This is a genomic window from Paracoccus sediminilitoris, from assembly GCF_003259195.1.
In the GTDB taxonomy this organism is placed as follows: Bacteria; Pseudomonadota; Alphaproteobacteria; order Rhodobacterales; family Rhodobacteraceae; genus Paracoccus; species Paracoccus sediminilitoris.
Map to the genome: position 1 here is coordinate 1 of NZ_QJPK01000051.1, position 7,854 is coordinate 7,854.

Here is a 7,854-nt window from a genome sequence, read left to right on the forward strand (position 1 = left end):
CCATAGGGCATCCTTCCATTCCTTCGAAAGGATCACACCATCAAACCGTGGGATCAAACACCTAGGCATTGGAGCCGCTCAGGAAGCAGCACTTGGGTTAGGTACATTAGGTGTCTTTGCGGATATGGCGCGTGTGTCAGAACAGTTGAGCCGCATCATGGCCCCCCTTCGGTTGCGCGGCATGACCGCCGGCTTAGATCGAGCGACATTTGGATTTTCCCATTCCAATATGGTTAATTTAGGTCATGTTGACAAATGGCGCACCCAAAGGCGGATCGACGTTATGTCGATGATGCCCAAGAAGCTCTCCGTAGTCTTGTCGTAACGGGTGGCGTTCTTCCGCTTGGTGAGGCACCGTTCGACCAGGTTGCGCAGCCGGTAGAGTGATCGGTCCACGCCAATTCGCTTTTTGTGGGACTTGTGCATTGGAATGACCGGCAGAACATCCCGTTTGTTGATGATTTCCCAATTGCTGTCAGCGTCATAGCCTCGGTCGGCCAGCGGGACGCTCGTTGTCGGCAGTTTGTCGGCCATGACCAGATCGAAGCCGGGATAATCGGAAGTTTGCCCCGCGGTGATCTCCGTCCTCATGGGCAGCCCTGCTGTATTGACGAGGAGGTGGATCTTGGTCGTGAAGCCGCCACGCGAACGGCCAAAACCCTGTCGCCATCGCCATGGTCTTGAACCAGTGGCGCCTCATGGCTTAGCCCCGTGTAACGCCCGCTGCTCGATAATGGCGCGAACCACCCTCGCCGGTTCACTTGAACCGATGGCGTTCACCGGCTCGATGTCGATTATTTGCAGTCCGTGCGGGACCGCGCCGCTTTCGTTCAGCGCGTCCATGATCTGCTCTCAGAACCCCGCCAGCGTCCAACGCCGGAACTGGCGGTAGATGCTTGACCACTTGCCGAACTCTTCCGGCAGATCACGCTAGGGATAGACCGTGCGTACGATCCAGAAAATCCCATCAAGAACAAGACGGTGGTTGGTAGATTTGCGCCCGTTCGGGGCGCGGACTATCAGGAGGAAACGCTCAAAGAACGCCCTTCCTCGTCCGACGTCAGGTCTCGTACCAATCTGGTCTCCGTCGCAGATACTAGCTTGAATCACGCTTGCCGCTCAGTGTGTATCCCTTTTGTCAGCACGCCCTAATGGCCGACGCTTGCCAGCCCGGCCATTGCAACAGTCTGCCTAGACCGCCCAGATCATGAAGGGCAATTGCGCTATAGGGTCGGTGAACCCTGCAGTGCCTGCTCCAATGCCCGGGTTTTTCCTGCGCCTCCGCATGGCTCGTGAACCTAGGCAAAAGCCTCTTTTCAATCGCGCCTTTGTTTGCCTCTCCAAAGGATGAACAGTCCCGACAGAACAACCAGCGCCGAACCGATCAGCATGTTGGTCGTGAGTTTTTCGTCAAAAAAAATCAGTCCCAAGGCGACGCCAAACAACAAGCGCGTATAGCGGAAGGGCGTGACGGCTGACACGTCGCCTGTTCGCATCGCCTTCATCAGGGACGAATAGGCGCAAAGCCCCACAAGGATCGCGCCCGTTATCAAAAGGGCGGCCGGGCCATCGGGCATACGGAATGCCTGTCCCTGCCAGAGCGAGAACATCAGGCCAGCCGCCGCCAAGGCCAGAAAGCCGTAAAGGCCCAGAATGGCCGTGCTGAGGCTGCGCGGGGCAGCTCGGCTTGCCAGATCGCGCCCTGCAAAACCGAACATGCCGATGACGGCCAGGATGGACAGGGGCGAAAACCCCTCCGTCCCTGGTCTCAGGATGATCAGCACCCCGGCAAGGCCGATGCCAATGGCGGTCCAACGGCGCCATCCGACACGCTCGCCGAAAATCAGGGCGGCGGATGCGACCACGACAAGCGGCGTGGCCTGCAGGATGACGGTGGCCGTCGCCAAGGGGATCAGTGCCAGTGCGAGAATGTAGAAGAGACGACCCGTGATCTCGAACAGCACCCGGATCTTCATGGCCGTCGACAACACGTCGGGCGTCAGCAATGCGTCGCCCTGACGACGGGCGATGGCCGCAAAGATCGTGGCCCCGCCCATGCCGAAAAGGGTCAGGATCTGCCCGACCGGCAGATGATGCGACACGGCCTTGACCAAGGCGTCCTCGACCGCGAAGGCGGCCATGGCGGTGATCATCCAAGCGGCGCCTTGGATGTTGAGGCGATGAGCGCTGTCCGTGTTCACGATCGATATCTCTCTCAGGCGGTCGAGATGGCGGTTATGCACCCTTTGGGCGACTGATCGCCCGCTATCACCTTCGGAACCGCCTTGCCACATTCCCCTCTCAGGCTCCGCGGTCCTGCTCGTTATGCGCCCAGAGATAGCCGATGAAGGCGCTTTTGACGAAGCGCAGCAGCACCATGGTGATCAGTGCCGTGGCCCCCGAAACGATCGCCAGCAGCATGAGCGGGCTGGGCCGGAAGACCACCCACGTATACCCCAGCAAAGGGATCAGCAGCAAAAGCATGATTGTCATCGTGAAAAATGCCGGTCCGTCAGCGGCCGGATAGCGCTTGAACTCCAGTCCGCAGGACTCGCATTCGGGGATCACCGCCAGATATCCCTGCAGGATCCGGCCCTCGCCGCAATTGGGGCAGCGGTTGAAAAAGCCCCGGATGACAGCCGTTTTCTCGTTGTGGTCTTCAGCCATGTCGACTTGCCTTCTTTTTGCAATGCGGCTTTCAGATGTTCGCCACAAGATGATGGTGCCCACGCTGCCTGGGTGCGAAAAGATCCTCCTCCGGGCAGGTCTGGCGGTCCAGCCATTCTTCCCATGCGGGATCCGTCTGCTTTGCCGGTGCCGAGGGAGTTGCGTCCCATCCCAGTTCGAAACCGATGTGCAGCAGTGCCGAGACAAGCCGGTACATGTCGGTCCGGGCGTGAAAGGGCGTGGGCGTGATCCGCAAACGCTCCTGTCCGCGGGGTACGGTCGGATAGTTGATGGGCTGGACATAGATGCCATGGTCCGACAGCAGGCGTTCGCTGATCCGGCTGCACAGATGCGCGTCACCCACGATGACAGGCAGGATATGACTTGGGGTGTCAAGAACCGGAAGTCCCGCGTTCTTCAGCATGGATCGCAGGACCCTTGCATTGGTGGCTTGCCGGAAACGCTGTTCCGGATGTGCCCTCACATGCCTGACAGAGGCCAGTGCGCCCGCAGCCAGATGCGGGCAAAGCGATGTGGTGAAGATGAAGCTGTCAGCCATGCTGCGGATCGCATCGATCAGGGCCACGGGGCCGCTGACATAGCCACCCATCACGCCGAATGCCTTGGCCAAGGTGCCTTCTATCACGCTGAGACGATGTGACAGTCCTTCACGTTCGGCAATGCCACCGCCGGATCTGCCGTAAAGGCCGACCGCATGAACTTCGTCCAGATAGGTCAAGGCGCCATGCTTGTCCGCAACGTCACAGATACGCGCGATTGGTGCGATGTCACCGTCCATGCTGTAGACGCTTTCGAAAGCCACGATCTTGGGGCGCGCAGGGTCGATGCTGGCCATCAACTGATCAAGATGGTCAACGTCGTTGTGGCGAAAGATGAACCGTTCTGCGCCGGACCTGCGGATTCCCTCGATCATGGAGTTGTGGTTCTGCGCGTCGGAAAAAATGGCACAATCGGGAAGGACGCGCCCCAGGGTTCCCAATGCCGCAAGATTGCTGATCCAGCCCGATGTGAAGACCAATGCGGCTTCCTTGCCGTGCAGTTCGGCCAGTTCGGCCTCCAGGGCGACGTGCTGGCAATTCGTGCCGGAAATATTCCGCGTGCCTCCTGCTCCTGCACCCGAGAGATCGATGGCATCGTGCATGGCCGCCAAAACGTCGGGATGTTGACCCATGCCAAGGTAGTCGTTGCTGCACCAGACGGTCACCGTCTGAGTCGTGCCATCAGGCCGATGCCATATCGCAGAGGGAAACGCGCCTGCGATACGCTCCAGCTCGATGAACGTCCGATAGCGACCTTCGAGCTTCATCTGGTTCAGCGAATTCTGGAACGCTTCAGTGCAGTCCATGACAGGACCCTCGCGACATTGATCGGATGGCTGAGGGATTGCTTCGAATCCTCGGCATCAATGTATGGCCATGATACATACAATGCAAGGGTGATTTCAATATGATTGGCCGGTCGACACTTCTGGCAAGAGGCATCCTGCGACCGGCACGTATCGATTCTAGCGCGCAATCACTTGCTTTATACAGGATATTTAATGGCAATTCCCATTACACACGGTCAAGGCGTGACGTCTGGATGGGTTGGGACTTGAACTTTTTTGTATGGCCATACATTAGCTGAAATACGTCGTCATCTCTGTCCATCACCGCGAAAGGTTTGACATGTGGAAGCCCCGCACCATCGCTGAAGCGCCCCTGAAGTATCTTGGTATCGTCGAAGGACTGGAGGAAGACATCCGCCGCGGCATCCTGTCGCCGGGTGAACGGTTACCCGCGCAGCGCGCCATCGCCGAAGCGCTGGAGGTGGATCTGACCACGGTGACGCGGGCCTTCAACGAGGCTCGCCGCCGTGGCCTGATCGCGGCACAGGTCGGACGTGGAACTTTCGTGCGCGAGGATCCCGACCATGCGGGCACGACCTTGCCGCCGCCCCTTCTTGACCTGAGCATGAATATCCCCCCGCAGCCCCTTTCCGTCGATTTCCGAAAACTGTTTTCGCAGACGATGAATGCGGTCCTGTCGGGACCCAGGGGCGGTCTCAGTCTTCATTACCAAGACAGTGCAGGCGCCCCCGCCGACCGGCAGGCTGCCGCCCAGTGGCTGTCATCGCGAATAAGCGGCGCGGAAGCGGATCGCATCACCATCGCAGCTGGCGCGCAATCGGCCTTGTTCGCCCTTTGCAAGCTGTTGCTGTCGCCCGGCGACAGCCTTGCTGCCGGTGCGCTCACCTATCCCGGCCTGTTGGCCGCGGGTGCGCAATGTGGTGCCGTCGTCGAACCGATCGGCATGGATCGGGACGGCCTGATGCCCGACGATCTTGATCGGCTGTGCCGAAGATCACCGCCCAAGGCTTTGTATGTGGTCCCCACGATCGACAATCCGACGGCTGTGACAATGCCCGAAACGCGCAGACAACAGATCGTCCAGATTGCCCGGCGCTACGGCGTCCAGATCATCGAGGACGATCCCTATGCACCGTTGAAGACGGACCACGTCACCGCCTTCGCCGATCTGGCCCCGGAACTGACATGGCATCTGGCGACCCTTTCCAAATGCGTGACACCGGCTTTGCGCGTGGCTTATGTCATCGCCCCTAACACGGCCGACGCCATGCGCCTGGCGTCCATGTTGCGCGCGACGATCCTGATGGCCCCTCCGGTGCTGACGGCCGTCGCAAGCCGGTGGATCAGGGATGGCGTGGTCGGCGACATCACGCAGGCGATAAGAACGGAAAATCGCATCCGTCAGGAGCTTGCCGCGCAGGTGTTCTCGGGACACCGGTTCACGGCAGATCCCGACGGCCATCATCTCTGGCTCTCTTTACCGGATGGATGGCAGGCAGGCGACTTTGCCAAACATGCCGAAGCAGCAGGCGTTTCGATCGTTCCTGCCTCGGCTTTTGCCTTGACCGCGAGTTCAGCTCAGGCCGTGCGACTGTCGCTCGGCATCGCCCCCGACAAGGCAGTGCTGGAAGAGGGATTGCTGCAACTCGCTGGTCTGATGGAACAAACAGCAGTCATGACGCGCACGATCGTTTAGACATCTGCCCCTACGGTTTGCGGCTGTGGCTTCCTTTTGGGAATGGATAGATGCAATATGCTCTGGAATGCTGATGAGAGCCCCCTCGATTAGCCACCTCGAAGGCATCTTCAGAGTCCTCTAAGTGTTAAAGCTACGGATCTGGCCTGCCCCTATCGGGTGGTGCGGTTTCAAACTTGGTGCATTACGGGTCATGGCGCGACAGCTGGAGTGGCCGGCGAAGCGGCTTCGGATGACGAAGTCGGCCACTGGATGGCCCAGGGAGCTTGCGGGCGATACCCCAGTGATGAGTGCGGGCGCTTGGTGTTGTTATGGCGGCGGCAGCTCTCGATGATAATCTTCGCCTCAGCGAGGCTGTAGAAGATCTCCCCGTTCAGCAGCGCGTCGCGGAGCTTGGAATTGAAGCTCTCACAGGAACCGTTCTCCCATGAGGACCCCGGCTCGATGGAGGCGGTCTTCGCGCCGACGGCGACGATCCATTCCCGCACCGCTTTGGCGATGAACTCCGGGCCATTGTCGGACCGTATATGATCCGGCATGCCGCGCAGGATAAAGAGATCGGAAAAGACGTCGATGACGTCGGTCGATCGGAGCCTCCGGTCGACCCGGATTGCCAGGCACTCCCGGCTGAACTCGTCGATGAGATTGAGCATGCGAAACTTCCTTCCATCGTGGGTCCGGGCTTCGACGAAGTCGTAGGATCAGACATGGTTCGAACGCTCTGGCCGCAGACGGATGCATGACCCGTCGTTCAGCCAAAGCCGACCCTTCTTTGGTTGCTTTTTTGCGACCTTCAGCTTCGTCGGGGAAACGCCCCCCGGGGCCTTTCCTGATCCTCCTCGGTCCCGCCGCCGTCGAACGCATGCGCTCGACCGCTCGACCCGTTTCACGTTCACCGCCCAACCGGCCTCGCGCAGAAGGGCGTCGCCAGTGGTCGCTCGGACCGATGGCGCAATTACCGGCAACTCCTGCGGTATCTGCAGCGCCCATATTGCGAGGCGAGCGCGATGATGTCGGCCGTCAGGACGTCTTCATCGGCCCGTCCGCTCGGCACTTTCCGCTGTGTCGAGCGATGCTGCCCGAGCACGCGACAGGCGAGCCGTTCCGAGATCCGGACAGTCTGCCTGACATGCTTGATGCAAGCACGGCGGCGGGCGGGGCTCAGAAGTGTCCCGATGCGTTCGTCCCATGGGCCTTACCCCGAAGGATGAACTTCTCGAGCCTCAGGTCAGAGACGGCCTTCCAGAGCCGCGCCCTCGCCATTGGGCTTGAACCAATGGCGCTCCAATGGCGCGATCCTTCTCCAGCTCCTTCGGTCGCGTCACTTGGTCGGTTTTCAGACCACCGAACTCCTTGCGCCACCGATAGGAGGTGAACTGCGTCACGCTGATCGACCGCACGGCTTCGGCCACCGACTGGCCTTGCGACACCAACACGTCAACTTGCCGGAGCTTGGCGACGTTCTCCTCCGGCTTGTGCTTCCTCTGGGGCATTCCTGCATCCTCCAAATGGCTCAAAAGCCATACCTCAGGGAGAACCACTTTTCAGGCGGCAGACCAGGATTGATGCCGATCTATCAGCAACCCACCGCCAGCGAACCGGATAGGAGGCGCAAGACTCAACTCTATCTGCGACACGGAAGGCAAGTGGCCCGGCCAAATCAGCTTGGTGCGTGGCCATCATTTATCTACCGATGCGTCGCGGCGCTCGGCATGGCGTCGAACCGGTGGCGGCTCATGCCTTGCTCTATTTGGCGGCGATCACGGACTGTCATACCCAGAGAGATAGAGCGTGGCGGATCTCGAATACGCTGGTCACCGACTTCTGCGTGGAGGCACTGAACGAGGCCATCTAATCGGTTCGGGCCGCCCGATATCGTCAACAGCGATCAAGGGGCGCAGTTCACACCGTTTGCTTGGACTGATCGTCTGCGCCGCTCAGGCACCCGCATTTGAATGGACGGCCACGGTCGGTACTTGGACAACATCTTCATTGATCGCCTGTAGCCTACCCTGAATTGAAGGACCACGCAGCGAAATACGAGTGTATCTGTGCTGACCTGAGACCCGTCTCTCCTCCAGCCATTCGGAGAATCCGCGGGTTGATTTCTGGGGCTACGCGG

The 7,854-nt window shown here is 59.8% G+C and carries 4 protein-coding genes and 2 pseudogenes; 1 reads left to right on the plus strand and 5 read right to left on the minus strand.

Annotation, left to right across the window (positions count from 1 at the left end; all coding sequences use genetic code 11):
• Window positions 1–243: 243 nt before the first annotated feature.
• From DKT70_RS17130 to hemA, 4 genes and pseudogenes are all read right to left on the minus strand, one after another.
• Window positions 244–1,076: pseudogene (locus tag DKT70_RS17130) on the minus strand (IS5 family transposase).
• A 240-nt stretch (window positions 1,077–1,316) separates the two neighbouring features.
• Window positions 1,317–2,153, minus strand: coding sequence for a DMT family transporter (locus DKT70_RS17135; RefSeq protein WP_111560277.1), 837 nt, complete (start codon window positions 2,151–2,153; stop codon window positions 1,317–1,319).
• A gap of 148 nt (window positions 2,154–2,301) precedes the next feature.
• Window positions 2,302–2,667 (minus strand): DUF983 domain-containing protein, encoded by a 366-nt coding sequence (locus DKT70_RS17140; RefSeq protein WP_111560278.1) that lies wholly within the window; start codon window positions 2,665–2,667, stop codon window positions 2,302–2,304.
• A 31-nt stretch (window positions 2,668–2,698) separates the two neighbouring features.
• Window positions 2,699–4,033 (minus strand): 5-aminolevulinate synthase, encoded by a 1,335-nt coding sequence (hemA, locus tag DKT70_RS17145; RefSeq protein ID WP_111560279.1) that lies wholly within the window; start codon window positions 4,031–4,033, stop codon window positions 2,699–2,701.
• Between the two features lie 322 nt (window positions 4,034–4,355).
• On the opposite strand from hemA, the gene DKT70_RS17150 reads away from it, so the two are divergent.
• Window positions 4,356–5,732, plus strand: coding sequence for an aminotransferase-like domain-containing protein (locus tag DKT70_RS17150; protein ID WP_111560280.1), 1,377 nt, complete (start codon window positions 4,356–4,358; stop codon window positions 5,730–5,732).
• Between the two features lie 191 nt (window positions 5,733–5,923).
• On the opposite strand, the pseudogene DKT70_RS17155 reads toward DKT70_RS17150, so the two are convergent.
• Window positions 5,924–7,225, minus strand: a pseudogene (locus DKT70_RS17155) (IS3 family transposase).
• Between the last annotated feature and the right edge of the window lie 629 nt (window positions 7,226–7,854).